This is a genomic window from Aeromonas sp. ASNIH5 (assembly GCF_002902865.1).
GTDB lineage: Bacteria > Pseudomonadota > Gammaproteobacteria > Enterobacterales > Aeromonadaceae > Aeromonas > Aeromonas caviae.
Genome location: NZ_CP026122.1, coordinates 2,603,314 through 2,628,958, shown reverse-complemented (window position 1 = coordinate 2,628,958; position 25,645 = coordinate 2,603,314). Strand labels below are relative to the sequence as shown.

Annotated in this window: 22 protein-coding genes; 13 read left to right on the top strand and 9 right to left on the bottom strand. The window is 62.7% G+C overall.

From position 1 onward, the window contains the following. Nucleotides 1–2: 2 nt before the first annotated feature. The 6 genes from C2U30_RS12180 to C2U30_RS22640 all read left to right on the top strand — a co-directional run bounded on the left by C2U30_RS12180 (nt 3) and on the right by C2U30_RS22640 (nt 11,194). Complete coding sequence (locus tag C2U30_RS12180) at nt 3–395, top strand: DoxX family protein (RefSeq protein ID WP_010675909.1); 393 nt, start codon at nt 3–5, stop codon at nt 393–395. A gap of 232 nt (nt 396–627) precedes the next feature. Next, nucleotides 628–3,984: an exodeoxyribonuclease V subunit gamma gene (gene recC / locus C2U30_RS12175; RefSeq protein WP_103243837.1), complete on the top strand. Its 3,357-nt coding sequence runs from the start codon at nt 628–630 to the stop codon at nt 3,982–3,984. Beyond that, nucleotides 3,984–7,598: an exodeoxyribonuclease V subunit beta gene (gene recB, locus C2U30_RS12170; RefSeq protein WP_103243836.1), complete on the top strand. Its 3,615-nt coding sequence runs from the start codon at nt 3,984–3,986 to the stop codon at nt 7,596–7,598. The genes recC and recB overlap by 1 nt, the downstream gene beginning before the upstream one ends. 8 nt (nt 7,599–7,606) lie before the next feature. Further along, nucleotides 7,607–9,661, top strand: coding sequence for an exodeoxyribonuclease V subunit alpha (recD, locus tag C2U30_RS12165; RefSeq protein ID WP_045522338.1), 2,055 nt, complete (start codon nt 7,607–7,609; stop codon nt 9,659–9,661). A 50-nt stretch (nt 9,662–9,711) separates the two neighbouring features. Beyond that, on the top strand, nt 9,712–10,203 hold the full coding sequence (locus C2U30_RS22645; protein WP_141227036.1) for a hypothetical protein: 492 nt from the start codon (nt 9,712–9,714) through the stop codon (nt 10,201–10,203). Between the two features lie 217 nt (nt 10,204–10,420). Then, nucleotides 10,421–11,194, top strand: coding sequence for a tetratricopeptide repeat protein (locus C2U30_RS22640; protein WP_158654914.1), 774 nt, complete (start codon nt 10,421–10,423; stop codon nt 11,192–11,194). A 123-nt stretch (nt 11,195–11,317) separates the two neighbouring features. Here C2U30_RS22640 and C2U30_RS12155 read toward each other — a convergent pair whose 3' ends face one another. Beyond that, nucleotides 11,318–11,716: a VOC family protein gene (locus C2U30_RS12155; RefSeq protein WP_045522340.1), complete on the bottom strand. Its 399-nt coding sequence runs from the start codon at nt 11,714–11,716 to the stop codon at nt 11,318–11,320. Between the two features lie 75 nt (nt 11,717–11,791). On the opposite strand from C2U30_RS12155, the gene C2U30_RS12150 reads away from it, so the two are divergent. After that, the gene (locus C2U30_RS12150; protein ID WP_045522373.1) at nt 11,792–12,706 is read left to right on the top strand and encodes an AraC family transcriptional regulator; all 915 of its coding nucleotides are present in this window, start codon (nt 11,792–11,794) and stop codon (nt 12,704–12,706) included. A 60-nt stretch (nt 12,707–12,766) separates the two neighbouring features. Here the strand turns inward: C2U30_RS12150 and C2U30_RS12145 are convergent, their stop codons facing one another. Further along, nucleotides 12,767–14,008, bottom strand: a complete 1,242-nt coding sequence (locus C2U30_RS12145) for an ammonium transporter (protein WP_042864817.1) — start codon at nt 14,006–14,008, stop codon at nt 12,767–12,769. Between the two features lie 25 nt (nt 14,009–14,033). Then, on the bottom strand, nt 14,034–14,372 hold the full coding sequence (gene glnK, locus C2U30_RS12140) for a P-II family nitrogen regulator (protein ID WP_010675904.1): 339 nt from the start codon (nt 14,370–14,372) through the stop codon (nt 14,034–14,036). Nucleotides 14,373–14,758: 386 nt separating this feature from the next. Here glnK and C2U30_RS12135 point away from each other — a divergent pair, with 386 nt between their 5' ends. Further along, a complete protein-coding gene (locus C2U30_RS12135; protein WP_048209682.1) occupies nt 14,759–15,760 on the top strand; it encodes a sensor domain-containing diguanylate cyclase in 1,002 nt (333 codons plus the stop codon). Nucleotides 15,761–15,890: 130 nt separating this feature from the next. Continuing rightward, nucleotides 15,891–16,304 carry a hypothetical protein gene (locus C2U30_RS12130; RefSeq protein WP_010675902.1) on the top strand — a complete coding sequence of 138 codons (414 nt, stop codon included), beginning with the start codon at nt 15,891–15,893 and terminating at the stop codon, nt 16,302–16,304. A gap of 62 nt (nt 16,305–16,366) precedes the next feature. Here C2U30_RS12130 and C2U30_RS12125 read toward each other — a convergent pair whose 3' ends face one another. Further along, entirely contained in the window at nt 16,367–18,361 is a 1,995-nt protein-coding gene (locus C2U30_RS12125) for a methyl-accepting chemotaxis protein (RefSeq protein WP_045522344.1), read from the bottom strand. A gap of 407 nt (nt 18,362–18,768) precedes the next feature. After that, the gene (locus C2U30_RS12120) at nt 18,769–19,125 is read right to left on the bottom strand and encodes a hypothetical protein (protein WP_010675900.1); all 357 of its coding nucleotides are present in this window, start codon (nt 19,123–19,125) and stop codon (nt 18,769–18,771) included. Between the two features lie 199 nt (nt 19,126–19,324). Here C2U30_RS12120 and C2U30_RS12115 point away from each other — a divergent pair, with 199 nt between their 5' ends. Then, nucleotides 19,325–20,047, top strand: coding sequence for a response regulator (locus C2U30_RS12115; protein ID WP_010675899.1), 723 nt, complete (start codon nt 19,325–19,327; stop codon nt 20,045–20,047). A gap of 7 nt (nt 20,048–20,054) precedes the next feature. Then, complete coding sequence (locus C2U30_RS12110; RefSeq protein ID WP_052816044.1) at nt 20,055–21,440, top strand: ATP-binding protein; 1,386 nt, start codon at nt 20,055–20,057, stop codon at nt 21,438–21,440. 177 nt (nt 21,441–21,617) lie between these two features. Here C2U30_RS12110 and cspE read toward each other — a convergent pair whose 3' ends face one another. Both cspE and yjbD read right to left on the bottom strand, forming a co-directional pair. Beyond that, on the bottom strand, nt 21,618–21,827 hold the full coding sequence (cspE, locus tag C2U30_RS12105) for a transcription antiterminator/RNA stability regulator CspE (protein ID WP_010675897.1): 210 nt from the start codon (nt 21,825–21,827) through the stop codon (nt 21,618–21,620). Between the two features lie 392 nt (nt 21,828–22,219). Further along, nucleotides 22,220–22,504 carry a DUF3811 domain-containing protein gene (gene yjbD / locus C2U30_RS12100; RefSeq protein ID WP_042879473.1) on the bottom strand — a complete coding sequence of 95 codons (285 nt, stop codon included), beginning with the start codon at nt 22,502–22,504 and terminating at the stop codon, nt 22,220–22,222. Nucleotides 22,505–22,796: 292 nt separating this feature from the next. Here yjbD and C2U30_RS23050 point away from each other — a divergent pair, with 292 nt between their 5' ends. Continuing rightward, the gene (locus C2U30_RS23050) at nt 22,797–22,922 is read left to right on the top strand and encodes a hypothetical protein (protein WP_257520123.1); all 126 of its coding nucleotides are present in this window, start codon (nt 22,797–22,799) and stop codon (nt 22,920–22,922) included. 46 nt (nt 22,923–22,968) lie between these two features. Here the strand turns inward: C2U30_RS23050 and C2U30_RS12090 are convergent, their stop codons facing one another. Together C2U30_RS12090 and C2U30_RS12085 are read right to left on the bottom strand one after the other, a co-directional pair. Next, nucleotides 22,969–23,739, bottom strand: coding sequence for a substrate-binding periplasmic protein (locus C2U30_RS12090; protein WP_103243835.1), 771 nt, complete (start codon nt 23,737–23,739; stop codon nt 22,969–22,971). Between the two features lie 161 nt (nt 23,740–23,900). Next, nucleotides 23,901–24,470 (bottom strand): single-stranded DNA-binding protein, encoded by a 570-nt coding sequence (locus C2U30_RS12085; RefSeq protein WP_010674212.1) that lies wholly within the window; start codon nt 24,468–24,470, stop codon nt 23,901–23,903. 518 nt (nt 24,471–24,988) lie between these two features. Between C2U30_RS12085 and C2U30_RS12080 the strand changes: the two genes are divergently transcribed. Next, nucleotides 24,989–25,627: a LuxR C-terminal-related transcriptional regulator gene (locus tag C2U30_RS12080; RefSeq protein WP_199767272.1), complete on the top strand. Its 639-nt coding sequence runs from the start codon at nt 24,989–24,991 to the stop codon at nt 25,625–25,627. Nucleotides 25,628–25,645: the final 18 nt, after the last annotated feature.

The window sequence follows — 25,645 nt, the reverse complement described above, 5'->3', positions numbered from 1 at the left end:
CGATGGACAAGATGAAAGATGTGGCACTGCTGGTGGGTCGTGTACTGCTGGCGCTGATGTTCGTGATGGCTGGCTGGGGCAAGATCGGCGGTTACGCCGGTACCCAGGGTTACATGGAAGCCATGGGCGTGCCCGGGTTCATGCTGCCCCTGGTGATCCTGCTGGAGCTGGGTGGCGGTCTTGCCATCATGCTGGGCCTGTTTACCCGCAGCCTCTCCGTGCTGCTGGCCGGTTTCACCCTGATGGCCGCCTTCATCTTCCACTATCAGCCTGCCGAGCAGATGCAGATGCTGATGTTCATGAAGAACGTCTCCGTGGCCGGTGGTTTCCTGGCCCTGGCAGCGGCCGGTGCAGGGGCTTTCAGCCTGGATGCCCGCCTCGGCAAGCACTGGTAATACCCTGACATTTCAAGTTTTCCAACGCCTTTTGGCCGGTGCCCCGCACCGGCTTTTTTGTGCCCGCTTCCCAGGGATGTCATCGGTGTGACGGCGCGCAGTCCGGACGCCACAAGTGCCTTTTGCATCTTATCCCCCGATCCCTGACAATCCCGATTCGCGTGCCGTGACGGGAATGCCAGAGAGTGTCCCCCCGCGCACCCCCTCTTCATGAAATTGGCGGGAGTCGTCCATGTTTACCCTCTACCACTCCAATCAGCTGGATCTGCTCAAGGAGCTGCTGGTGAGCCGCATCCGGCAGGCTCCGCTCTCCCACCCCTTCGATCGGGAGCAGATCCTGGTGCAGAGTCCCGGCATGGCCCAGTGGCTCAAGCTGGAGCTGGCCAAGGCGTTCGGCATCGCCGCCAACATCGACTTTCCCCTGCCCGCGAGTTTCATCTGGGAGATGTTCACCCGGGTGCTGGCGGACGTGCCCCGCCAGAGCCCCTACAACAAGGGGGCCATGAGCTGGCACCTGATGACCATTCTGCCCACTCTGCTCGGCAGACCCGCCTTTGCGCCCCTCGCGGCCTATCTGGGGGGCAGTGACGGGGCGGCGCCGGAGCAGGTGCGGCTCTGGCAGCTCTGCCAGAAGGTGGCGGATCTGTTCGACCAGTATCTGGTCTACCGACCGGACTGGATCGCCCGCTGGGAAGAGGGGGAAGGATTGAGCCAGGAGCTGGCCGGAGTGAGCGGTCAGGATTGGCAGCCCGAGCTCTGGCGCGAGCTGGTGGCCCGCACCCTGGCCCTCAGCCCCAGCGGCTACCACCGCGCCAACCTCTACGAGGCCTTCATCCACGAGCTGGAGCGCACCCGGGATCTGCCGGGCAGGCTGCCGCAACGGGTCTTCGTGTTTGGCATCTCGGCCCTGCCGCCCCGCTATGTGGAGGCCCTGCTGGCCCTCGGCAGCCGCCCCGAGGTGGAGGTACACCTGTTTGTGACCAACCCCTGCCGCTACTACTGGGGGGATTTGCTCGATCGCAAGACCCTGGCGCGCCTCGAAAACAAGCTCAAGCCCGGCACGGATCTCGAGACCCTGCAGGGCCCCGCCAACCCCTTGCTCGCTTCCATGGGCAAGCTGGGGCGCGACTACCTGCACCAGCTGATGGAGCTGGAGGTGCCGCAGATCGAGGCCTTCGTCGACATCGAGGATCGCGACGATGAGGGCAAGGTCACCTTGCTGCGGGCCATCCAGAAAGACGTGCTGGAGCTGGCGGAACGGGGGGCCGGCGAGTTCAGTCTCGACGCCAGCCACCACAAGAGCCCTGTCAGCCTGGATGACGGTACTTTGCAGATCCACGCCTGCCACGGCCCCATGCGGGAGCTCGAGGTGCTGCACGACCGGCTGCTGGCCCTGTTCGAGCAGGATCCCACCCTCACCCCCAAAGACGTGGTGGTGATGATGCCGGACGTCAACAGCTACGGCCCCTACATCCAGGCCGTCTTTGGCAAGGAGGGCGGCAAGGGGCGGGGCGGGGCCCGCGGCCAGATCCCCTTTGCGATCTCCGATCGGGCGGCGAGCCAGGAGAGCCCGTTGCTGCAAAGTTTCCTCGCCCTGCTCAGGCTGCCGAACGCCCGCTTCGGGGCGGGGGAGCTGCTCGCCATCCTGGAGGTGCCCGCCGTGCTGCGCCGCTTCGAGCTGGACGACGACGAGTTCAACGTGCTGCGGCGCTGGGTGCAGGAGACCGGCATCCGCTGGGGGCTGGATGACGACTATCCCGAGCGCTTCGCGCTGCCGCGTCTGTCCGGCAACAGCTGGCTGTTCGGCCTGCGGCGCATGCTGCTGGGTTTTGCCATGGGGGACGGGGAGCCGGTGGCGGGGATCCTGCCCTATGCGGACATCGAGGGGCAGCAGGGGCTGATCCTCGGCAAGCTCGCCTGGTTCGTCGACTCCCTGGCGGAGTTTCTGCCCCGGCTGCAACAGGCGCAGCCGCTGGCCGAATGGCACGCCTGCCTGCTGGCGCTGCTGGAGCGCTTCTATCTCGCCGACGAGGATGAAGAGCGCCAGCTCCAGCTCATTCGCAGCCAGCTCATCGACTGGCAGGCCCAACTCGGCGAGGCCCGCTTCGAGCAGGCCATCAGTGCCGACCTGTTGCAGGACTACCTCGGCAGCGTGCTGGGGGAGTCCCGCTCCAGCCAGCGCTTCCTCGCCGGTCAGGTCAACTTCTGCACCCTGATGCCGATGCGCTCCATTCCCTTCCGCCAGGTCTGCCTGCTCGGCATGAACGACGGCGTCTACCCGCGCACCCTGCCCCCCATGGGCTTCGATCTGATGGCGGTGGCCTCGCGGCGCGGGGACCGATCCCGCCGGGATGACGACCGCTACCTCTTCCTCGAGGCGCTCCTCAGTGCCCAGCAGGGGCTCTACATCAGCTATCAGGGGTTCAGCGCCCAGGACAACAGCGAGAAGGTGCCCTCCGTGCTGCTGGCGGAGCTCATCGACTACGTGCGCCAGGGCTTCGTGCTGGCGGGGGATGAAGATCTCGACGACGACACCTCGGGCCGGCGGCTGCTCGAACACCTGATCGTGGCGCACCCCCTCACCCCCTACAGCCCGGCCTACTTTTACCCCGAGCCCGGCTCCGGTCTCTTCACCTATGCCGCCGACTGGCTGCCGGCCCTGAGCCCGGAGCGGGGGGCCGCCAACTTCCAGAGCGGCGATCTGCCCCTGCCCGCGGAGTGGGGCAGGGAGCAGGGGCTGGAGCTGGCGGAGCTGCTGCGCTTCTATCGCCAGCCCGCCAGGTACTTCCTCAACCGCCGCCTCAAGGTGTGGTTCGAGCTGGAGGAGGCGACCATCGAAGACAGCGAGCCCTTCGAGCTGGACGGCCTGCAGCACTATCAGCTCAAGGCGCTGCTGCTGGATGCCCATCTGACCGAAGGGGAGAGCGAGGCCCGTCGCCACCGGCTGCAACTCTCCGGCCTGTTGCCGCAAGGGTGGTTCGGCAGCCTGCTGCTGGAGGAGATCGACGGCGAGATGGGCAAGCTGGCGGCGCGGCTGCGTCCCTGGACGGGGGACAAACAGGCGGTGGAGATCGACATCGCCCTGGCCCAGGGGCAGCTCCAGGGCTGGATAGACACCCAGAAGGGACGAGCGCTGGTGGTCAAACCCGGCAGCTTCAACGGCAAGGATCTGCTGCTGGCCTGGATCCAGCACCTTTGCCTCTCATTGAGCAGCGCCCCCGGCGACACCCTGCTGTTCGATGCCAAGCAGAGTCTGCGGCTGCCGAGGCTTGCGGCGGACGAGGCGCGGCCCAGGTTGGCGGCCCTGGTGGCCCTCTGGACCCAGGGGATGAAGCGGCCGCTGCCCTTCTTCCCGAGCACCGCCTGGGAGTGGCTCAAGGGGATCGAGAAGGATCCGGCAAAGCCGGAGGAGGCCGACAAGGCGGCGCTTGCCCGCTTCAACGGCGGCTACATGGTGACGGGAGAGGGGCAGGACGTCTATGTCGCCCGCTGCTTCCCGGAACTCGATGACGAGGTGCTGGCCCAGTTGCAGGGGCTGGCCCGTGAACACCTGACCCCGCTCCATCAGGCGCTGGAGGAGTTGCAATAATGGCTAACCCGCTCAATCCCCTGCGTTTTCCCCTCTATGGCGAGCGGCTGATCGAGGCCTCCGCCGGGACCGGCAAGACCTATACCATCGCGGGCCTCTATCTGCGCCTCTTGCTGGGCCACGGCCCGGTTATCGAACAAGCAGGCGAGGAGGGGGGAGACGCCGGTCAGCCCTGTGCCCACGAGCGGCCCCTGTCGGTGACCGAGATCCTGGTGGTGACCTTTACCGAGGCGGCCACCGCCGAACTGAGGGGGCGGATCCGCGCCCGCATCCACGAGGCGCGTCTCGCCTTCATGCGCGGTCACAGCACGGATACCCTGCTGGCCCAACTGCTGGTGGAGGTGGAGGATCACGATCTGGCGGCCCGTCGCCTGCTGGCCGCCGAGCGGCAGATGGACGAGGCGGCGGTCTTCACCATCCACGGCTTCTGCCAGCGGATGCTCAGGCAGAACGCTTTCGAGTCGGGCGCCCTCTTTGAAACCGAATTTTTGACCGACGACAGCCGGCTCCGGCTGCAGGCGGTGAGTGACTACTGGCGCGCCGAGTTCTATCCGGTGGATCAGCCCCTGGCCCGGGCGGTGCGAAGGCTCTGGCCGAGCCCCGCCGCCCTGCTGCGGGAGATGGGGAGCTGGCTCGACAACGACGAGCTGGAGATCCGCCCGGTGGCGGGGGACGAGACCCTGGCGGCGCGGCACAGCGTCGCCATGGCCCGCATCGGGGCGGTGAAAGCCGGGTGGCTGGCGCAGACGGACGAGATCCGCCGCCAGACCGAGGGGCAGATCAGCCGTTACACCGGCAAGAACTATGAGGGCTGGCTTGCCAAGATTGGCGACTGGGCGCAGGACGAGACCAGCGGCTACGTCCTGCCCAAGGAGCTGGAGCGCTTCGGCCAGCAGGCGCTGGAGGAGAACCTCAAGAAGGGGGGAGCGGTGCCCACCCTGCCGCTCTTTGGCGAGATAGACGCCCTGCTGGCGAGCCGACCCGGCATCCGGGATCTCGTCTTGCAGCGGGCGGCCAGGGTGGTGCGCAGCCGGATGCAGGAGAGCAAGCGCCAGGCCCATCAGCTCTCCTTCGACGATCTGCTGCGGGATCTCGACGGGGCGCTCGGCTCGGGCCTGGGGGAGCGGCTGTGCGAGCGCATCCGCGCCACCTACCGGGTCGCCATGATCGATGAATTCCAGGATACCGACCCCCAGCAGTACCGCATCTTCCATCGCCTTTACGGCGGTCACCAGGACACGGCGCTCCTGATGATCGGCGACCCCAAGCAGGCCATCTACGGCTTTCGTGGCGCCGATATCTTTACCTACATCCAGGCGCGGCGAAATGTGAGCGCCCACTACACCCTGGGGCGCAACTGGCGCTCAAGCCGCGCCCTGGTGGCGGCGGTCAACGGCCTGTTCGAGCGGGCGAAGGATCCCTTCATCTACGAGGCGGACATCCCCTTCCTGCCGGTGGAGGCGCAGGGCAAGAGCCGGGCACTGCTGATCGAGGGGCAGAGCGCCCCCGTGCTGCACTGCTGGCAGCTCACCGGTCAGCCCACCTTCAACAAGGGGGAGTACCAGAGCAGGATGGCCCGCGCCACGGCGGCGGAGATCCATCGCCTGCTCACGCTGGCCCGGGAGGGCAAGGCGATGCTCGGCAGCGAGCCGGTCAGGGCCGGGGATATCGCCGTGCTGGTGCGCACCGGCGCCGAGGGCAAGCTGGTGCAACAGGAGCTGGCGCGCCTTGCCATCGCCTCCGTCTATCTGTCGAACCGCGAGAGCGTGCTGGCCCAGGTGGAGGCGCGGGAGATCCTGCTGATCCTGCACGCCTGCCAGAACCCGAGCGATGAGCGAAGCCTGCGGGCGGCGCTCGCCACCGGCCTGTTCGATCTCGATGCCAGGGCCCTGGACGCGCTGGCCTCGGACGAGCGGGCCTGGGAGAGCGCGGTGCAGGAGTTCATGGGATACCGCGCGGTCTGGCATCGACACGGGGTGCTGGCCATGCTGCGGGCCCTGATGCACGGGCGCAACCTCGCCGCCTCCTTGCTGGCGAGCCCCTACGGGGAGCGGCGGCTGACCAACTTCCTCCATCTCGGCGAGCTGCTGCAACAGGCGAGCGGCGAGCTGGACGGGGAGTACGCCCTGCTGCGCTGGCTCGGGGAGGCGGTGAGCCAGCCCAACGGCCAGGACGGGGAGCAGATACTTCGCCTGGAGTCCGAGCGCAAGCTGGTGCAGATCGTCACCATCCACAAATCCAAGGGGCTGGAGTACCCGCTGGTCTTCCTGCCGTTCATTTGCAGCCACCGCGCCGCCGACACCCCCCTGTTCCACGAAGCGGGGGAGGCGGGCAATCGCACCGTGCTCGATCTCACCGGTGCCGAGGCGTCCCTGGCCGAGGCCGACAAGGAGCGCCTCGCCGAAGACTTGCGCCTGCTCTACGTGGCCCTGACCCGGGGGGTCTATGCCACCTGGCTCGGGCTGGCGCCGGTGCGCTCCGGGGCGGGCAAGTCGGAGAAGACCGACCTGCACCGCACCGCCATCGGCTACCTGCTGCAAAAGGGGGAGGAGGGGGACGCCGGGACACTGGCGACCGCCCTCACCGACCTGGCCCAGGCCCTGCCGGGGGTGGCCGTCGGTGAGCCCTCGCTCACCCGCCCGGCCCCGCTGCCCGCCGAAGCGGAGAAGCCGGGTGAGCCCACCGTGCGTGCGTTCCAGGGGCAGCTTGAGCGGGACTGGTGGATCAGCTCCTACTCCGGGCTCGCGGCCCAGGGCAACGGCCACGGCAAGGGGGTGCTGGCCAACCCCGGCTTCGACGACGAGGTGGCTACCGAGGCTGCTGTCACCGTGCAGGAAGAGGAGGCGCCCGCCCCTTCCATCTTCACCTTCCCCAAGGGGGCGCGTCCCGGCACCCTGCTCCACAGCCTGTTCGAGACCATCGACTTCGAGCACGCGGGGGGTGAGTCACTGGCACAGCACATCGCCGCCCTGCTGACCCAGGAGGGGTTCGACGAAGGCTGGGCCCCCGTGCTGCAACAGCAGGTGGAGGCGGTGCTGGATACCCCCCTTGAGACCGGCCTTGGGGATCCGGTGCGGCTGCGGGATCTGGCCCCCGAGCGCAAACAGGTGGAGCTGGAGTTCTTCCTGCCCATGGGACGGGTGACGGCACCGGCGCTCACCGCACTCTGCCAGCAGCACGACCCCTTGTCGCAGGGCGGCAAGCCGCTCGGTTTTGCCACCGTGCAGGGGATGCTCAAGGGCTTCATCGACCTGGTGTTCGAGTGGCAGGGGCGCTGGTATCTGCTCGACTACAAATCGAACCACCTTGGCATGAGCCCCGCCGATTACGACCGCCCGGCCCTGGAGCGGGCCATGGTCGAGCATCGCTACGATCTGCAATACCAGCTCTATTCGCTGGCCCTGCATCGGCTGCTCGCCTTGCGGCTGCCGGGCTACGATTTCGACCGGCATTTTGGCGGGGTCTTCTATCTCTTCCTGCGCGGCATGCCCCAGGGGGGCATTTTCCATGCCCGGCCCAGCCGGGAACTGGTGCAGGGGCTGGACGAGTTGTTTAGTAAAGGTGTGACGTCTGACAATCATCGTTTAGAAAAATCGAACAAGGCAGAGGCATGAGGGGCGAGATGAAGGGCGAAACCATGATAGAGCGGCTGAAAGCCTTGGCGCTGGCGGGGCGCATCCGCCAGCTTGACCTGCAATTTGCCAGGCTGGTGGCCGACCTTGGCGGCAGCCCCGAGCTGGTGCTGGGGGCCGCGCTCGCCTGCCATGAGCTGGGGCGCGGCCATGTCTGCCTGCCGCTGGCGATGCTCGCTCAGGGCGGTGACGGGCAGGGAGCCTCGCGTCCCTTCGGGCTGGATCCGGATCAGAGCCGGGATCTGCTGGCGGATCTCGCGGATCCTGCAAGCTGGCCCGCCCTCTTTGCGGCCAGCCCCCTGGTGGGGAGCGAACAGGAGGAGGGGGAGATCCCCCGCTGGCCCCTGCGACTCTGGGGGGATCGCCTCTACCTCACCCGCTACCACGACTTTGAGCTGGGGGTGGCCCGCCACCTTAGCGCCTTGAGTGAACGGGCCGAATGGCCGGAGATTGCCCCGGCCCTGTCACGCCTCTTTGCCCGCGACTACGGCCTGGTGTTCGGGGCCCTGCTCAAGGCCCGCCTCGCGCCGGATTTCTCCGTCCGCCACTTTGTGGAGAAGTACCTGGATCTGGTCTTCCCCCATGAGGTGGAGTGGCCCGCCGTCGAGACCCTGCTAAAGAGCGCCCAGGCGGCCAGCGAGCTGGAGCGGCTGGATACCCTGGTGCCCGAGGCGCTCTGCTGCAACGGCCAGAAGCTGGCGGCGGCCACGGCGGCGGCGCGCCCCTTCGCGGTCATCTCCGGCGGCCCCGGCACCGGCAAGACCACCACGGTGGCCAAGCTCCTCGCCATCCTGGTGGAGACCGGCCTGCAAGGGGGCAAGGCCCCGGCGATCCGGCTGGTGGCCCCCACCGGCAAGGCGGCGGCGCGTCTGACCGAGAGTATCGGCGCTGCCCTGCAGGCCCTGGATCTGCCCCCAGAGTGGGTGGAGGCCATCCCCACCGAGGCGGGCACCCTGCACCGGCTGCTCGGGGTCATTCCCGGGCGCAGCCAGTTCCGCCATCACAGAGGCAACCCGCTGCACCTGGACTTGCTGGTGGTGGACGAGGCCTCCATGGTGGACCTGCCCATGATGGCGCGCCTGCTGGACGCGCTGCCGAGCCACGCCCGCCTCATCCTGCTCGGCGACAAGGATCAGCTCGCCTCGGTGGAGGCGGGGGCCGTGCTCGGGGATATCTGCAGCTTTATCGAACAAGGCATCAGCCCCGCGCAGGCGGATTGGCTCTCCCGCCAGACCGGCTACCGCCTGCAGGGCACGCCCGCAGGGGCACCGGTACGCGACAGCCTCTGCCTGCTCTCCAAGAGCTGGCGCTTTGACCAGCATTCGGGCATCGGCCAGTTGGCGCGGGCCTGCAACGGCGGCGACGGGGCCGCGGTGGAGGCGGTCTGGAGCGCGGGATTTGGCGACATCAGCCTGCATCCCTGGGCCGGGGAGGCCTACGAGGCCCTGATTGCCCAGGGGGTCGCCGGTTACGGCAGCTATCTCAAGGCGGCCCGCGCCGGGGAGGATCCGGCCGCCGTGTTCAAGGCGTTCAACGGCTTCCAGATCCTCTGCGCCCTGCGGGACGGCCCCTTCGGGGTGCAGGGGCTCAACGAGCGGCTCGAACTGGCCCTCGCCAAGGCAGGGCTGATCCAGCGTGACGGCGACTGGTATGCGGGCCGCCCGGTGATGGTGGTGCGCAACGACCACGGGGTCGGCCTCTATAACGGCGATATGGGGCTCTGCCTGCCCGATGACACCGGCCGCCTCAAGGTATGGTTCGAGCAGCCGGACGGCACTCTGCGGGCGCTTTTGCCCAGCCGCCTGCCCCCCCATGAGACGGTCTACGCCATGACCATCCACAAATCCCAGGGCTCGGAGTTTGCCCATACCGTGCTGGTGCTGCCGGATAGCCCCAGCCCGCTCCTGACCCGCGAGCTGGTCTACACCGGCATCACCCGCGCCAAGGCACGCCTCGATCTCTACGGCGATCGCGCCCTGCTGGCACAGGCCGTGCGGAAAAAGACCGAGCGTTATTCCGGATTAGCACAGAGGTTGGGGGAGTGATTATTCTTGAAGAGATTGATATCTTTTAACTTGAAATTGAGGGTGAGAGCATGAGAGAAATACAGCTCTATCATTATTCCAGAGCCATAGTAAATAATATAAAGAAACTAGGTTTAGTTGTTAGAGATAAAAATACTATAAGGCAGGAATTTTTATCATCATACAGGGATAATCTTTCACCACATCTAAAACATTATTTTACGTCGGCATGGAATGATGAAATTGATGATGAGATCAATGGGATTTGGTTTTTGTCATCGAGGCCAAATGAGGGCTGTTCTTGTATTAGACCATTAATTAGCATGTATGGTGGTGAAGCCATAAGTATGTGTGCTGACTCTGATGATGAAGCTGAATTTTTTCTCAAGGCTATTGGAGAGCCCATTGAGGTAGTTTGTCGTGTATCATTGGATGATCCAAAACTTATGAGCTTTGGAAATGGTGAACATTGTCTGGCAAGAAATATTTTGCCATCGGAAATTTTATCAATAAATAATATAATTTATTTTCCAGATGAGGAGCGGTGGAGCTTTTCACGTTAAATGTTATATTTGTAATTATTGGTTTTACATGCAGATTTTATAAGTTTCCCTGAGAGTAGTCGAAGCCCTATGTATACAAGAATATATTGATGCAATCATTCACATTTGTAATGCGTTCTGGAAAATTAGTCTGTAATGACTATCTATCTGCTAGTACTTATGTGAGGAATTACTGAGTGGCTCAGAGTCAGCAGGTAACGGTGAGGAACTAATTATAGTGAATCGTATAAATATCAAACTAACACTGATGATGTTAGCTGCCTATGTTGGAGCATCATTCTTTTCTTATGCAGCCGAGTCCGGTTCTGAAATTGAGAAAGAAATGTGTGCAAAACTGCCAGAGGTTATAAAAAAAGGTAATGAATCATACAAGGCAGGGGAATATGCCAAAGCAAGAGATTATTTTACTGAGCAAGTCTCATTAAGTGAGGGGTGTGGATATGTCTATGGTAAGCCAGATCAAACTGCGACTATTACGGCATATAACAATGTTGCACTTTCTTATATAAAGGAGGGAGACAAGCTCAAAGCTCTGGCATGGTTGTCATTAGCCCCGAATGATAAGAAATCTAAATTCAACTACGGTTTGCTTAAAAGTATGCCTGCCCCCGTTGGTCCTGATATGGTCGGAACCTATTGGCAGTATGCTGGTTTCGGAAGTTGGAATGTAGCCTCTGTAGAAAAGCAAGGTAATGGCTACTTGATATCCTTGAATTTGCTCTATTTTGGGTTAATGGGACTGGCTTATGGTCCCAATATTGGGGATATCTCTCAAGTTGTGACTATGAAGGATGATAAGGGACTGATTAAACTAACCGGTGAGGAGGGTAATTGTGAGATTTCGATAAAATTTATAGATAAAGATAATGGTATGCTGAAGCTTGATACAAATCCTGAAAGAAAAGAGTGTGGTTTTGGCCACAATGTATACGCGTATGGTGATTTTATTCGAGTCTCTGGCAAGCCTACACCATTTGATATCGGTTACTAATGTCGAGTAATCGAAAGATCGTGCAATTACTCACTTCCAAACCTCCCCATTGCCAACGTTTTATCCTCAATGCTGAATGATCCCCTCTCCCGTTGGGAGAGAGGGTGAGGGGGTACTGGGGGATTAAATGGTGAGCTCCAACCGGTTGCCTTCGGGATCCAGAAAGGTGCTCTCGTAATAGCCGTCGCCGGTCCAGCGGGGGCCATCCAGGTGTTTCACCTCGGCGCCCTTGAGCAGCTTGAGGCGGGCTGTCATCTGGTCCACCGCATCCACGCTGCCGAGGGAGAAGGCGAGATGGGCCAGCCCCTGCAACGGGTGCGGCAGATGGAGATCCGCCGGGAACAGGATGGGGGTGTGCATCAGCTCCAGGCTGGCGCCCCCTTCGAAACGCACGAAGTAGGAGCTGAACTGCTTGCTCGGATTGTGGTAGCGCTCATTGGCCTGCCCGCCAAACAGGGAGCAGTAGAATGCCTTGAGTGTCTCCAGGTCCTGCGCCCAGATGGCGACGTGATGGATATGCATGGCTGGTCTCCTGTGACTTGATGCCCTTGATGCTATGCTGGGGCCTGTCCCTTCGACATGGCTGAGCCCGTCCTGATGATGTCTGAAACTGCCAATCTTGAAGTCATTGACGTCTCCCTCGACTGCCGCGAGGAGATCTGTTGCGACAGCCTGCTGCCGGCCCTCGCACAGGAGCAGGTGTGGCTGGCGGGCTATTCCCGTCTCAAGACCCGTTATCGCATTTCCCGCCGCTTTGCCGATGTGCACTGTTTTCTGCTGACTCTGGGGGGCGAGGGGGAGGTGCAGGTGGGGGATCGCCGCGAGCGGTTGCAGGTCGGGGAGTGGGCCCTGATCCCGGCCGGGGAGCCGCTCTGCTACCAGCTTAGTGAGCAGTGGAGTGAGCAGCTTAATGAGACGTTGAACCAGCAGGTGAATAAGGGTGGTGAGTGGGAGCTGGTGTGGCTGCTGTTGCACAAGGATTCCCCCTGGGATGCCTTCGCCAGCCACCCCCGGCTCGGCTGTACCTCCCAGCAGGCCACCGTGCTGCGCACGATCGAGAACCTCTATGCGGAGCAGGAGCGCCATCAGGACCCGCTGCTCAGCGCGCTGCTGGTGGAGCAGCTCGGTTTCTACCTGCGCCGCCTGTTGCAAAAGGGAGAGGGACAGAGCCGCGGCGAGCGGCTGGCGCTGCGCCTCGAATTACTGCTCAAAGAGGCGCTGACCGAGCCTTGGGACATAGCCCGCATGGCCGGCGCCCTGCATTTCTCCGAGCGTCAGCTCCATCGACTCTGTCAGCAGCATTTCGCGCTGGCCCCCATGGCGCTGCTGCAACGGTTGCGGTTGCAGCGGGCGGCGCTCTTGCTGGCGAGCCGGGCCGACCCGGTGAAGCAGCTGGCCGAGCAGTGCGGCTTCAAGAACGAATACCACTTCTCCACCGCTTTCAAGCGCCAGCATGGGCTGGCGCCCAGTCACTATCGCCGGTTGCATCACCCCGCCTTCAAGGGGCGCTGAGGGCACCTAAAAAAAACGGGGCCCGAGGTGTCCCCCGGGCCCCGCAAGCAGATGGCGTGCTTAGATGCTGGATTTGACGCTGACGAACTCGGGGTAGGCATCGATGCCGCACTCGTGCACATCCACACCCATCATCTCTTCCTCTTCGCTGACCCGCAGGCCCATGGTGGCCTTGAGCAGGCTCCAGACCACGAGGGAGACGACAAAGACCCAGCCGAAGATGGTGGCAGCACCCAGCAACTGGGCACCGAAGGTGGCGCTCGTGTTGGAGAAGGGCACCACCATCAGGCCGAACAGGCCGCAGACGCCGTGTACCGAGATGGCACCGACCGGATCATCGATCTTCAGGCGATCAAAGGCGACGATGGCGTAGACCACCAGGGCACCGGCCAGGGCGCCGATCAGGCTGGCGAACAGCGGGCTGGGGGAGGCCGGGTCGGCGGTGATGGCGACCAGGCCGCCGAGGGCGCCGTTGAGGATCATGGTGAGATCCGCCTTGCCCCAGGTGAGCTTGCTGACCAGCAGGGCGCCGACCACACCGGCGGCCGCGGCGGCGTTGGTGTTGACGAATACGGTGCCGATGGCGGTGGCGTCAGCGGCGCTGGAGAGCGCCAGTTGGGAGCCACCGTTGAAGCCGAACCAGCCCATCCAGAGGATCAGGGTGCCCAGGGTCGCGAGCGGCAGGTTGGAGCCGGGGATGGGGTAGATCTCCCCTTGCTTGCCATATTTGCCGCGACGGGGGCCGAGCAGCAGCACGGCGGCCAGGGCAGCGGCAGCGCCCGCCATGTGGACGATGCCGGAGCCTGCGAAGTCGGAGAAGCCCGCCTCCTTCAGGAAGCCACCGCCCCAGCTCCAGTAGCCTTCCACGGGGTAGATGAAGCCGGTCATCACCACGCAGAACAGCAGGAAGGACCAGAGCTTCATCCGCTCTGCCACCGCACCTGAGATGATGGAGGTGGCGGTGGCGACGAACACCACCTGGAAGAAGAAGTCGGAGTGCAGGGAGTGGCCCGCGTCGTCCGCCTGGCTGCCCATCAGGCTGCCAAAGCTCGGCAGCCAGCCGCCGGCGCTGTTGTCCACGTACATGATGTTGTAGCCGACCAGCAGGAACATGATGCAGGCGATGGCATAGAGCAGGATGTTCTTGGTCAGGATCTCGGTGGTGTTCTTGGCGCGGACCAGGCCGGCTTCGAGCATGGCGAACCCGGCGGCCATCCACATGACCAGCACGCCGGAGATCAGCAGGTAGAAGGTGTCGAGTGCATAGCGCAGCTCGCTGACGGATGTGATCAACTCTTCCATGTCGTATTCCTCAGTTCCAGTCGTATCAAAGGGCGTCTGCGTCGGTCTCGCCGGTGCGGATGCGCACGGCGGCCTGCAGGTCATAAACGAAGATCTTGCCGTCACCTATCTTGCCGGTGTGGGCGGCCTTGCTGATGGCTTCGATGATCTGCTCGACGTTGTCGGCCAGGGTGGCGATCTCCAGCTTTACCTTGGGCAGGAAATCCACCTGGTATTCGGCACCCCGGTACAGCTCGGTGTGCCCCTTCTGGCGGCCAAACCCCTTGACCTCGGAAACCGTCAGCCCCTCGACGCCGAGGTTGGCGATGGCTTCGCGCACGTCGTCGAGTTTGAACGGCTTGATGATGGCGGTGATTAATTTCATGCAATATCCCCAATCCTTGTGGTTCACCCAGATAAAGGCAAATATTGCGCCAGAAAAGTATTTTTCTTTTTATTCATACACTTGCTTATTAATCGCAGCCCTGGTCAGCGAGGCTTGCCCAATATGGGCAGGGCTGCGCCAAAGGTGTGCACCGCCGTGGTGCAATCTGGCCGGCAGAAGAACGGAAGGGAGCGTGACGGCGCGCAAGACTCGAAAGTGTGCGGGCTGCTACTGTTGTTCAACAAGAGGGCAACCTGGCCGATAACCTGTCATGACGGGGTGTCGAGGCCAGTCGCCCCCTTGAAGGCTCGACCGGCAGGCCCGGTTTTCCCGCCAGGTCAACAAGCGGATCCGTGGCGCCGAGTAGCAGAACAAGGAAGGTTTTCATGCTGCATGACAATGAGATGACAAGGCAACCGGCCCTCGACGAGGCCGTGATGAGCGGCATGCTGGAGGTCGTGAGCGACGGTCTCTGGGACTGGAATGCCAACACCGGCTATGTCCATCGCTATCCCGGCTGGTATCAGATGCTGGGGTATGAGCCACACTCCCTCGACAACACCGTCTTCACCTGGGAGAACCTGATCCACCCGGACGATCTGGCGCAGGTCATGGAGAGCTTCGATGCCTGCCTGAGCGGGCGGGCGGCGGACTACCGGGCCGAATACCGCTGCCGTTGCCGTAACGGTGACTACCTCTGGGTGGCGGATTGCGGCCGCATCGTCGCACGCAACCCGGACGGCAGTGTCGCCAGGATGGTGGGGGCACACCGCAACATCCACGCCCAGCGGGAACTCTACGCCAGGCTGGAGCTGCAAAACCGCACCCTGGAGCAGCAGGTGGCGCAGCGTACCGCCGAACTGGAGCGGCTCAACCAGGCATTGCAGTTTCAGGTGGAGGAGAACCGCCGCCTGGCGGAGACGGATTCCCTGACCGGCGCGGCCAGCCGCTATCGGCTGGAGCAGGCGGTGCGGCTGGAGCATGAGCGCGCCAAGCGCTTCAAGGAGCCCTTTGCCGTGATCGCCATGGACGTGGACGACTTCAAGCAGATCAACGATCGCCATGGCCACGGGGTGGGGGACCAGACCCTGATCGATATCGTGCAGCTGACCCGGGGCTGCATCCGCGAGATCGATCTGCTGGCCCGCTGGGGGGGTGACGAGTTCATGCTGGTGCTTCCCAATACCCGGTTGCCCGACGCCCGGGTGGTGGCCGAAAAACTGAGGCAGCGCCTGAGCCATGCCAGGGTCAAGGGGATCGAGCCCGTGACCTTGAGTTTCGGGCTGGTGGAGTCCGACCCCGACGAGCAGGTGTCCCACCTGATGGCGCGGGTCGACAGGGCGCTCTACCGGGCCAAGCTGGCGGGCAAGGACCAGCTCAGCGGCTGACAAGGGCACTGGTCGGAGCCGCTACGGGGCTTTTCCCCCCCGAATACGGCTTGACCAAGGGATTTTCTTGACTCCAATTCATCCCGCTGGTTTCATGCGCGCTCTTTTCATTCTTGCGAGATGTATCTTCATGAAAAAGTCCTTGCTGATTGCCCTGACCGCCCTGCCTCTGGTTGCCCACGCCGGCCTGATGGATTCCCTGACCGACACCGTGACCAGCAGCGTCACCAGCACCGCCAAAGAGATGGCTGGCAACGCCATGGACACCGCTTCCAACGAAGCGATCAAGAAGGCCCTGGACATCAAGGAAGGCGGCTCCAACAAGCAGGCCATCAAGGACAAGCTGGGCGCCCCGGCCAGCACCAAGACCGACGCCGGTCTGGAAGTGTGGACCTATGACCTGGACGCTCTGAACAAGGCCTCCCCGCTGCTGGCCGAGACCACCAAGTCCCTGCTGAAAGACTCCGAAGTGGCCCAGAAGAACGTGGTCATCAAGTTCGAAGGCGAGACCGTGAAGACCCTGAACCTGGCCAACAAGGCCTGAGTCCTGGCAAAGTGAATGAAAAAGGGGCCCGAGGGCCCCTTTTTGCTGTCTGGTGTTCAGGCTCACACCTTGAAGCGGTGCACCAGGGCCAGCAACTGGCGGTTGGACCCCAGCAGGGTGGCGGCGCTCTGCTCCGTGTTGCCGCCGTTCTCCACCAGGAGGTTCAGCATGTCGCGAATGCTCACCATGTTGCGGTTGATCTCCTCGGTCACCCGGCTCTGCTCCTCGGCAGCGGTGGCGATCTGGCTGCTGAGATCGTGGATCTGCACCACGGCGTCGGCCATGGTGTCGAGGCCGCCGGTGACCTGCCCCGTGGTGTCGGCCGCCGCCTGGCAACTGCGCTTGGTCTGCTCCATGGCGACCACGGCCTCGGCGACCCCCTGGGTGAGCCGTGACAACATGCTGCCCACTTCGGCGGTGCTGTTCTGGGTGCGTGCCGCGAGGGCGCGCACCTCGTCGGCCACCACCGCGAAGCCCCGGCCCTGTTCACCGGCCCGGGCCGCCTCGATGGCGGCGTTGAGCGCCAGCAGGTTGGTCTGGGCGGCGATGCCGCCGATCACCCCGAGCACGCTGCCGATCTGCTGGGCATCTTCCTGCATCTCAAGCACCTTGGCGGCGGCGAGATCCACCTCGTCGATGAGGGCCACCACGCTGGCGGAGGCCGACCCCACCACCTTGCGGGAGCTGGCCGCCTGACCGTTGGCGGCCTCGGTGAAGCTGGCGGAGTCGTTGGCGTGGCGGGCAACGCTGTCGGCGGTGGAGCTGAGTTCGTTGAGGGCGGTGACGACCTGATCGGTTTCGCTGGCGTGTTCTCCCAGGATCCGCCTGGCCTGCCCGGTCTGCTGATCGAGCTGGGCCAGCTCGCGGGTGATGAGGTCGGTGGCGGCGGTCACCTGCACCATCATCTGTTGCAGGAAGGCGATGAAGCGGTTGACCGACAGGGCGATGTTGTCCAGCTCGTCATGCCCCTTGACCTGGATGCGGGCGGTCAGGTCGGCATCGCCGGCGCTGAGGGCGTCGATGTTGAGTTTGAGAGTCTGCAGGCGGCTGCCAAGCTGGCTGATGGCCAGCACCATGAGCACGAACAGCAGCCCCGCCAGGGGGAGCTGGATGCTCGCCAGGGTGGCGAGCACATCCCGGCTGTCCTGGGTCAGGGTGCGGGTCGGCAGGGCGGCGGCCAGCAGCCAGGGGGTCCCTTCGATGGCCTCCATCAGCAGGGTCTGTTCCTCACCCTGATCCTGGAAGGTGGTGCGCAGCTGCCCCTTGCTCGCATCCTGGCCCAGCAAGCCGCTGATGGCGAGGGCGAAGGGATAGTCGGCGTGGGCGGAGAGGTTGCCGAGCACCACATCCCCGGTCAGACGGGCGTTGCGACTCAGGATCTTGCCGTCAGCCTCGATGATCATCACCTGACCGCCGATCTCCTGCTCTTTCTTGGCCACCAGGTCGTTGAAGAAGCCCAGGGTGACGTCTATGGTCGACACCCCGTAGAGGGCGCCATTCTGGTAGATCCCCATGGCGCAGTTGGTTCTCGGCTGCTGGCTCGCGCCATCCTTGTAGGCGGCGGCCCAGGCACAGACGCCACGGGGCGCCTGCTGACCGGCCTTGTGCCAGGGCTGATCGAAATAGTTGGGCGCCTCTGCCGAGTTCCAGTAGGTGTTGGGAATGAGGGCGTTGGACGCATCCCTGTGGAAGAAGGTGCTGAACTTGGCGCGTCCCGCCTCCCGCTTGTCCGGCAGGGGCCAGATGCCGCCACCGAAGACCATGCCGTTGCCGTACTGGTCGATGAGGGCCGGGAGTTGGGCATCTATCTGCTCGCTCGGCAGTTGTGCCACCAGCTGGGTGATGCTGCGCGACTGGGTCTGCACCCCGTTGAGCTGGTCACGGATGTCGGTCGCTATCTCGCCGACTCGCAGCGCCACGTTCTCCTCCCCCGCTTTTTGCAGGGCGGGGGTGATCCAGATCTGGATGCCGATCACCGTCAGGGCGCACACCAGCGCCATGAAGCCCAGAAAAACGGCGGTATAGCGCCCCTTGATTGTGCCCAGATTCCATCCCATAACGACTCCTGTCCACTGTGTCCGGGATCGTGCCCGCGTCTGTTGTGTGAGGGACCATTATGATTTATTTCGAAAGTGAAACGTTTGTTATCGCTCACATAACATGATGCGGCCAGGCAGGAAAAGGTGAAAAAACTGGAGGGTGGAGACAAAAAAGGGTGGCTTGCGCCACCCTGTCGTTTTCGCCGGTGTCGGGGCAGGGCCCCGCCTGATCACGGGTCTGCTTCGGCAAACGGCTTCATTACTTCGCTTTACTGGTTTGCTTCTGCGAACTGCTTGATCATCTCGACTTACTGATTCGCTTCGGCAAACGGCTTCATTACTTCGATTTACTGGTTTGCTTCGGCAAACGGCTTCATTACTTCGATTTACTGGTTTGCTTCTGCGAACTGCTTCATCACTTCGACTTACTGATTTGCTTCTGCGAACTGCTTCATCACCTCGGCGTGCTTGATCATGCCGTCGGCACGCAGACCAAGGTTCTTCACGAACTCCGCCTTCTTGGCCGGATCTTCAATCTTGTCGTAGCGCTGTTGCAGATGGGCCTGGATCTGTTCCGGGGTCATGTTCTTCATGCGGGCCATCTTGTCGTGGCGGCCGCCATGATGCTTGCCGCCCATCATGCCGGTACCGTCCATGGGGCAACCGGTCGCCGTGGCCTGGGTCGGTTGCGCGGTGGAGACCGCCTCGCTGGCGGCATAGGCGCCCAGCGGCAGGCCGAGGATCAGGGTGGCGGTCAGCAGGGTCTTGGTCAGCTTTTTCATGGGTAACTCCTGTCGGATGTGTACGGGTAGAGGCTCTTTCGCCTTGGTATCCAGTAAACACCGTGGAAGTGTCTGAAATTTGCCAGTAGAAGCCTATTTTGTAGCAGAGTGTGGCAGAGGGGCGTGCTGGCACACTTTGACACAACCCGCCCGGTTGATTTTCGTATAATCGCCCCAGCCCGATAACGGAGAGATGATGATGAACCAAGGCAGCCCTCATATTCTGGTGGTCGATGACCACAGCGAGATCCGCGATCTGCTCAAGCGCTTTCTGGAGCAGCATGGCATGCGCGTCAGTTGCGCCCGCGATGGCAAGGAGATGAAGCGGCTGCTGGATGAGAGGGAGTTCGATCTGCTGGTGCTGGATCTGATGATGCCGGGGGAGGATGGCCTCACCCTGTGCCGCGAGCTCAGGGTCAAATCCCGCCTGCCGATCATCATGCTTACCGCCATGGGGGAGGAGACGGACCGCATCATCGGCCTGGAGATGGGGGCGGACGACTACCTCTCCAAGCCGTTCAACCCGCGGGAGCTGCTGGCCCGCATCAAGGCGGTGATGCGCCGTACCCAGGCGGAGAGCCTGCCCGTGCCGGAGACCCTGACCCGGGATCTGCGCTTCGATCGCTGGCTGCTCGACGTCAATCGCCGTGAGCTGGTGGACGAGGAGGGGGTGGGGATGAGCCTCTCCACCGCCGAGTTCGATCTGCTCAAGGTGTTTCTGGAGCGGCCCCAGCGGGTGCTGAGCCGGGATCAGTTGCTGGATCTGGCCCGTGGCCGGGAGGCGGTGGCCTTCGATCGCGCCATCGATACCCTGGTGAGCCGACTGCGGCGCAAGCTGGAGCGGGATCCCAAGAATCCCGAGCTCATCAAGACCATCTGGGGTGGCGGTTACCTGTTCGCCGCCGACGTGACCCAGGAGTGAGGCCGACATGATCAAGCGCGTCTTCGCCAGGCTGCTGCCCAAGGGGTTGACCGGCCAGATAGTGCTGGTGGCCCTGGCGGGGCTGGTACTGATCCAGTTGCTCAGTATCCAGATCTACCGCTCGGACAGGGAGGAGGCCCTCGGTTACGTCAACAGCCGCAACGCCATGCAGCGGATCATCTCCGTGGTGCGCCTGCTCTCCCTCTCTCCTCCTTCCCTCTATCACGAGATCCTCAAGGCGAGCCGCAGCGAGACCCTGCTGCTGCGTCTGGCCGACGAGCCGTTGCAGCCGGACAACCGCAGCCCCCGCTTCGAGAAGCTGGTGCGGGCCAAGCTCGGCTATCCATCCTCCCTGGCGGTGGAGATCAGCGCCGAACTGAAGCAGGACATCCAGCGCAGCCGGGCCTGGCAGCACCACAACCGCATGATGAAGGATCGCAACGGCATGCCGCCGCCCCAGGACATGCGGCTCTACGGCTCCATCGAACTGCCCAACGGCGGCTGGCTCCAGTTCAGCTCCCTGGTGGACAAGGAGACGGCGAGCTGGTCCTGGCAGACCACCCTCAACCTGCTGCTGGTGGCGAGCCTGGTGATCGGCCTGATGATCTGGCTGTTCCGCCGGGCGACCCGTCCCCTCAAGCAACTGGCGGCCAACGCCGACAGGCTGGGGCGTGGTGAGGACATCGAGCCCCTGCGCGAGGAGGGGCCCACCGAGATCCGCGAGTCCATCCAGGCCTTCAACCGGATGCACACCCGGCTCGATCGCTTCGTGCAGGACAGAACCCGGATGCTGGCCGCCATCTCCCACGACCTGCGCACCCCCATCACCAGCCTGCGGCTGCGCAGCGAGTTTCTGGCGGACGGGGAAGACAAGGATCGCTTCCAGCAGACCCTGCAGCAGATGGAGCAGATGCTGGCGGCGACCCTGAGCTTTGCCCGGGAGGAGGGGCAGCAGGAGGCGACCCGGGAGCTGGATCTGGTCAGCCTGCTGGAGAGCCTGTGTGACGACTATGCCGACATGGGCCAGCCCGTCACCTGCCTGGCCGAGGGCAAGCAGGTTTACGCCTGCCGGGCCAACACCCTGCGTCGGGTACTGCAAAACCTCATCGGCAACGCCATCAAGTACGCAGGGGGTGCCGAGGTTTCGCTGGTGCGCGGTGACGGCGAGTTGCTGATCCTGGTTCGCGATCAGGGGCCGGGGATTGCGGAGAGCCAGCTGGAGGAGGTGTTCAAGCCCTTCGTGCGCCTGGATGAAGCCCGCAACACCGAGTCGGGCAGCGTGGGACTGGGGCTCGCCATCGCCCGCACCCTGGTGCACCAGCACGGCGGTGAGCTCAGCCTTCACAATCGCGAGGAGGGGGGGCTGGAGGCGCGGATCAGCCTGCCCCTGTAAGGAACCTGACCAGGAAATGGGGCACCACCAGGGTGCCCTTTTTGCTGCCCGTGGCGCTAGGGAAGCAGAGCAACAGGTCGGCCACCCGGAAACGGGCAACAAAAAACCCGCCGAAGCGGGTTTTTTCAATTCTTGCTGAGGCCCTTGCCCAAAGAGGGGAAGGTGCTCCGGCTTGAATTACTGCGGAACGACGTTCGCAGCAGCCGGGCCTTTCTGGCCTTGCTCGATGGTGAACTCAACGCGCTGACCTTCTTCCAGGGTTTTGAAACCGTTGGACTGGATGGCGGAGAAGTGAACGAACACGTCTTTGCTGCCGTCAGCCGGGGAGATGAAACCGAAGCCTTTCTCGGCGTTGAAGAATTTTACGGTACCAGTCATTTTGGACATGATAATTTCCTTGAGTAGTGATTAGTGAAACGCCACCGGAGCGGCAATCCATGATTTTTCGTCAGAAATACGTATGGGGAGCACTAAAGAAGGAGAATTATCTGGCAAGAATTATCGGGGATAACTGCCTGCACAAATCACTGCTTTAAGATGACTGCCTAACATAATCAGGTCTGAACTACCGAACCATCGAAAACGATTAGAACACGCACACCCTGTCATGGCAATCTTTATCTTGGTATTCGTTTCAGTCAGTGATGGCTGGATCGGCGTTTTATCCGGGTGTGCATCAGCTGCCAGGCGCCTCCTGCTGCCCTTTTCAGGGGGATGACAGGACGCTCTGCCAGCCCCCTTTTATGCAGCAGCGTCATCTGCGTGCATTCATGCTGCCGTTACCGTCTGCCACGGTATTTGTTGCTGACGGAATCGGACCAGTTGAAGGTGTCGGGCAGTACTTGGGCACTGGCTCGCTCCTTGGCTTTCTCCCGCGCCAGTGCGGAAGCCGCCTTGGCGGCCTGGGCGCGATCGGCGGCGATCTTCTGGCGTCCTGCTTCGCGGATCTTGTTGCGCTCCCCGTTGGTCAGGGTGTGATCGGCATTGGCCTGGGCCTTTTGCACCAGCAGGGCAATCTCGGCTTTCTCGGCCTCGGTCAGATCTTTCATTTCCAGCTTCTTCATGACGCGCTCCTGCGATCGTTGAATGCCCACCCTAACACACATCCACCGGAGACAGGCTGACCATCCGTCCCCGGATGCCAAAAGTGTCGCCCGGTCGTCATTTCCGGGGGAGCACGCCGCGGGAAAGCCTGGCTGACAGGCGCTGCCGGGAGGCTGGATCCCGGCGGAAGATTGGGAGTATGCTGAGGCCAGTGCGATCCCCGATCGTCACTGTTGGCGTACTGAAATCCACGATTCGGCTGACATGCTGGAACACCCGTTCCAACTGTCCAGGTAACCTTTTTGGAGTCTGATGATGAGCAACAAAGAACAGCATCACGGCAAAGATGCCAAGAAAAAACCGCAGATGTCACTGAAAGAGAAACGCGAAGCCAAACGTCAGAAAGCAGAGCTGAAAAACGGCAGCGCGATGAAGTAACGCTCCATCCACTGCGGCTCCCCGGAGCCGGTATCAAGCCAGTCCATCATGGGCTGGCTTTTTTGTCTCCGGCAGTAGAGGTGGTGCCATAGGCGGCAAAAATCCGCTCATAGCGCCCGTCCGCCTTCATCTTGGCGAGCTGTCTGTCGAACCATTGCCGGTGGCCCGCCTCGCGAAAGGCGAAGTGGTAGTGAGTCGGGGGGAAGAGGTCGTGCTGTCTGACCCTGTTCTTGGGATAGCGGTCGCCCTCCTGGTCATCCCCGAGCAACTGCGCCAGATAGTAGTAGAACACCCGCTGTTCCAGGATCACGGCATCGGTGCGCCCGAGCAGCAGCCGCTGTACCTGTCCCTCCTGCCTCGCCACCTCTTCATAACGGGGATTCTGGTCGACGATGTCGGAGAAGGTCGTTCCCAGGATCTGTCGTGCACGCTGGAAGGCACTGACTCGCAGGGTCTGCAAATCCTTCATGGTGTGGACTGCCGTCGGCGCCAGGGTGAAGACCCGGTTGTGGAAGGTGATCACCGGCTGTGAGAGGTAGGCGCTTTCCAGCATGCCGGGTTTGACGTTGATGATGGCGTCCAGCTTGCCTTCCTCCAGCATCCTGAAGGTGCGCTCCAGGGGAAGATAGACGACCTGCAGCTCATGGGGGCTGCCTGCGAAGGCCTCTCGCATGAGATCGAGTTCAATGCCCCTGTCTTCGTGGCTGATGACATAGGGAGGAATGGCAAAGCTGACTCCCACCCGCAGCGGCTCCGCGGCAAGGTGGCTGCCGAACATCAGCAGGGCGAGGCACAGCAGACGACTCAAGTGGTTCATGCAGGTTCCCGAAGGGAGAAATCGTCTCGATGATAGCCACAAGCCTGGACGAAGGGGACGTAAAGCGCGGGAAAGTGGCAGCAACATGGTCGTCGGGGGAGGTGAATGCGTCAGAAACAGGTAAAAAAAGGCCCTGATGAATCAGGGCCTGCCGCAGGGGATCAGAACGGAATATCGTCGTCGAAATCCATCGGCGGTTCGTTGTAGACCGGCGGGGCGGATTGCGGCTGCTGGGCCGGACGGCCGTAACCGCCTTGCGGTTGCATGTTCTGCTGCGGGGCAGCAGGACGTTGCATGTTCTGTTGCGGTGCAGCCTGTTGCGGCTGGCCCCAGTTGCCCTGGGATGACTGGCCGCCCATGCCCTGGCCACCGCCCTGCGGACGGCCACCCAGCATCTGCATCACACCGGTGAAGCTGTCGACCAGCACCTCGGTGGTGTAGCGCTCTTGGCCGCTCTGATCCTGCCATTTGCGGGTCTGGAGCTTGCCTTCCACATAGACCTGGGAGCCCTTCTTCAGGTACTCGCCGGCCACTTCGGCCAGCTTGCCCATGAAGACGACACGGTGCCATTCGGTGCGCTCTTTCTGCTCACCGGTCTGCTTGTCGCGCCAGGTATCGGAGGTGGCCAGGGTGATGTTAGTCACGGCACCGCCGCTCGGCATGTAGCGCACTTCCGGGTCTTGCCCCAGGTTACCGATCAGAATGACTTTGTTGATGCCTCGACTGGCCATAATCTCTCTTCCACCCTTATGTATACCGGCCAGGCCAGATGCCTGGGCCCATTCAATAATGCGTTTGTTTGCAACGAGATGCGCGCCCTGGCTGGGTGTCATCTCTCTATCAGTGTCCTGGCTGCGCCGGAGCTTGCCGGCAGAGGCGTCATGGATGGGCCGCAGCGTTTGGCCGCCATAGTACCAGTTGACGGGCATGAGCGCACATCTTCCCTGCCACTGTGGCGTCAATGGATCGCCACAGCCTGAGTAACTTACCCGAGGTAAGGTGTCACCAGCAAGGGGAGGCGGCTGGGGCAGGCTGCGTGAAGAGGGCGGAGCTGTTATGGTGCGCACCGGCACTACCTGACCCCCCAAATGGGGGGGGCGTGCTAGCCAATTGTATTGGCTGGAAAATTGCTGGGCTTCAAAGGAGCCACCGATGCGTCTAATACTTTTTTAATGCTGCAGCCAGGAGGGGGATTGGTACTCTTCCTTGCCAAAAAGCCCCGACTCGAATGTGCAAGGAAGTTCTCTTGATGACGCCCGACTCCCTCCTGGTGCTGATCACCGAAAATAACGCACAAGCCTCCCGTTTCCAGCGTCACCTCAGTGAAGAGCTTGGTCTGCCCATCTTGCTGGTGGGGGAGCTGAATGACCTGCCAGACGTTGCAGAGGGCACCCCCAAAACCTTGCTGCTGATCGATCTGGACTACCTCAAGTCGACCCAGCAGGAGCTTTGGAGCAATGCCATCTGCCAGCGCTTTGGCGAGGCCAGTGCCGTGTTGCTCAATGCCCCGACCAGCACCAACAAAGAGCTGCTGCTGATGTGGCCCCATACCAGCGGGCTCTTCTTTCGTCAGGACACGCTGGACAGGCTGGTCTTCGGTATCCGCAAGGTGTTGCAGGGGGAGTACTGGATCCCGCGCCACCTGCTGTGCGACCTGGTGGACTACTACCGCAAGGGGAGCGGGCAACCTCAGCGTCAGCAGACGCTGCTGACCGCCCGCGAGCAGGAGATTGTGCGTCACCTGATGACGGGGGCCTCCAACACCGAGATCGCCGACAGCCTGTTCGTGAGCGAACACACCGTCAAATCCCATCTCTACAACGTCTTCAAGAAGCTGAACGTCAAGAACCGGTTGCAGGCGGTGAGCTGGGCCAAGGAGTATCTCTGAGGAAGGGGTACGGAAGGA

Bases quoted from the DNA above. Each gene is read 5' to 3' on its own strand.
- C2U30_RS22645 (WP_141227036.1), top strand. From the start codon at position 9,712: ATGAGAGAAATACAGCTCTATCATTATTCCAGAGCCATAGTAAATAAT.
- C2U30_RS12145 (WP_042864817.1), bottom strand. From the start codon at position 14,008: ATGGAAGAGTTGATCACATCCGTCAGCGAGCTGCGCTATGCACTCGAC.
- glnK (WP_010675904.1), bottom strand. From the start codon at position 14,372: ATGAAATTAATCACCGCCATCATCAAGCCGTTCAAACTCGACGACGTG.
- cspE (WP_010675897.1), bottom strand. From the start codon at position 21,827: ATGTCCAAAATGACTGGTACCGTAAAATTCTTCAACGCCGAGAAAGGC.
- C2U30_RS12120 (WP_010675900.1), bottom strand. From the start codon at position 19,125: ATGAAAAAGCTGACCAAGACCCTGCTGACCGCCACCCTGATCCTCGGC.
- recD (WP_045522338.1), top strand. From the start codon at position 7,607: ATGAAGGGCGAAACCATGATAGAGCGGCTGAAAGCCTTGGCGCTGGCG.
- recB (WP_103243836.1), top strand. From the start codon at position 3,984: ATGGCTAACCCGCTCAATCCCCTGCGTTTTCCCCTCTATGGCGAGCGG.
- C2U30_RS12110 (WP_052816044.1), top strand. From the start codon at position 20,055: ATGATCAAGCGCGTCTTCGCCAGGCTGCTGCCCAAGGGGTTGACCGGC.
- recC (WP_103243837.1), top strand. From the start codon at position 628: ATGTTTACCCTCTACCACTCCAATCAGCTGGATCTGCTCAAGGAGCTG.
- C2U30_RS12135 (WP_048209682.1), top strand. From the start codon at position 14,759: ATGCTGCATGACAATGAGATGACAAGGCAACCGGCCCTCGACGAGGCC.
- C2U30_RS12150 (WP_045522373.1), top strand. From the start codon at position 11,792: ATGATGTCTGAAACTGCCAATCTTGAAGTCATTGACGTCTCCCTCGAC.
- C2U30_RS12130 (WP_010675902.1), top strand. From the start codon at position 15,891: ATGAAAAAGTCCTTGCTGATTGCCCTGACCGCCCTGCCTCTGGTTGCC.
- C2U30_RS12085 (WP_010674212.1), bottom strand. From the start codon at position 24,470: ATGGCCAGTCGAGGCATCAACAAAGTCATTCTGATCGGTAACCTGGGG.
- yjbD (WP_042879473.1), bottom strand. From the start codon at position 22,504: ATGAAGAAGCTGGAAATGAAAGATCTGACCGAGGCCGAGAAAGCCGAG.
- C2U30_RS12080 (WP_199767272.1), top strand. From the start codon at position 24,989: ATGACGCCCGACTCCCTCCTGGTGCTGATCACCGAAAATAACGCACAA.
- C2U30_RS23050 (WP_257520123.1), top strand. From the start codon at position 22,797: ATGATGAGCAACAAAGAACAGCATCACGGCAAAGATGCCAAGAAAAAA.
- C2U30_RS12125 (WP_045522344.1), bottom strand. From the start codon at position 18,361: ATGGGATGGAATCTGGGCACAATCAAGGGGCGCTATACCGCCGTTTTT.
- C2U30_RS12155 (WP_045522340.1), bottom strand. From the start codon at position 11,716: ATGCATATCCATCACGTCGCCATCTGGGCGCAGGACCTGGAGACACTC.
- C2U30_RS12090 (WP_103243835.1), bottom strand. From the start codon at position 23,739: ATGAACCACTTGAGTCGTCTGCTGTGCCTCGCCCTGCTGATGTTCGGC.
- C2U30_RS12180 (WP_010675909.1), top strand. From the start codon at position 3: ATGGACAAGATGAAAGATGTGGCACTGCTGGTGGGTCGTGTACTGCTG.
- C2U30_RS12115 (WP_010675899.1), top strand. From the start codon at position 19,325: ATGAACCAAGGCAGCCCTCATATTCTGGTGGTCGATGACCACAGCGAG.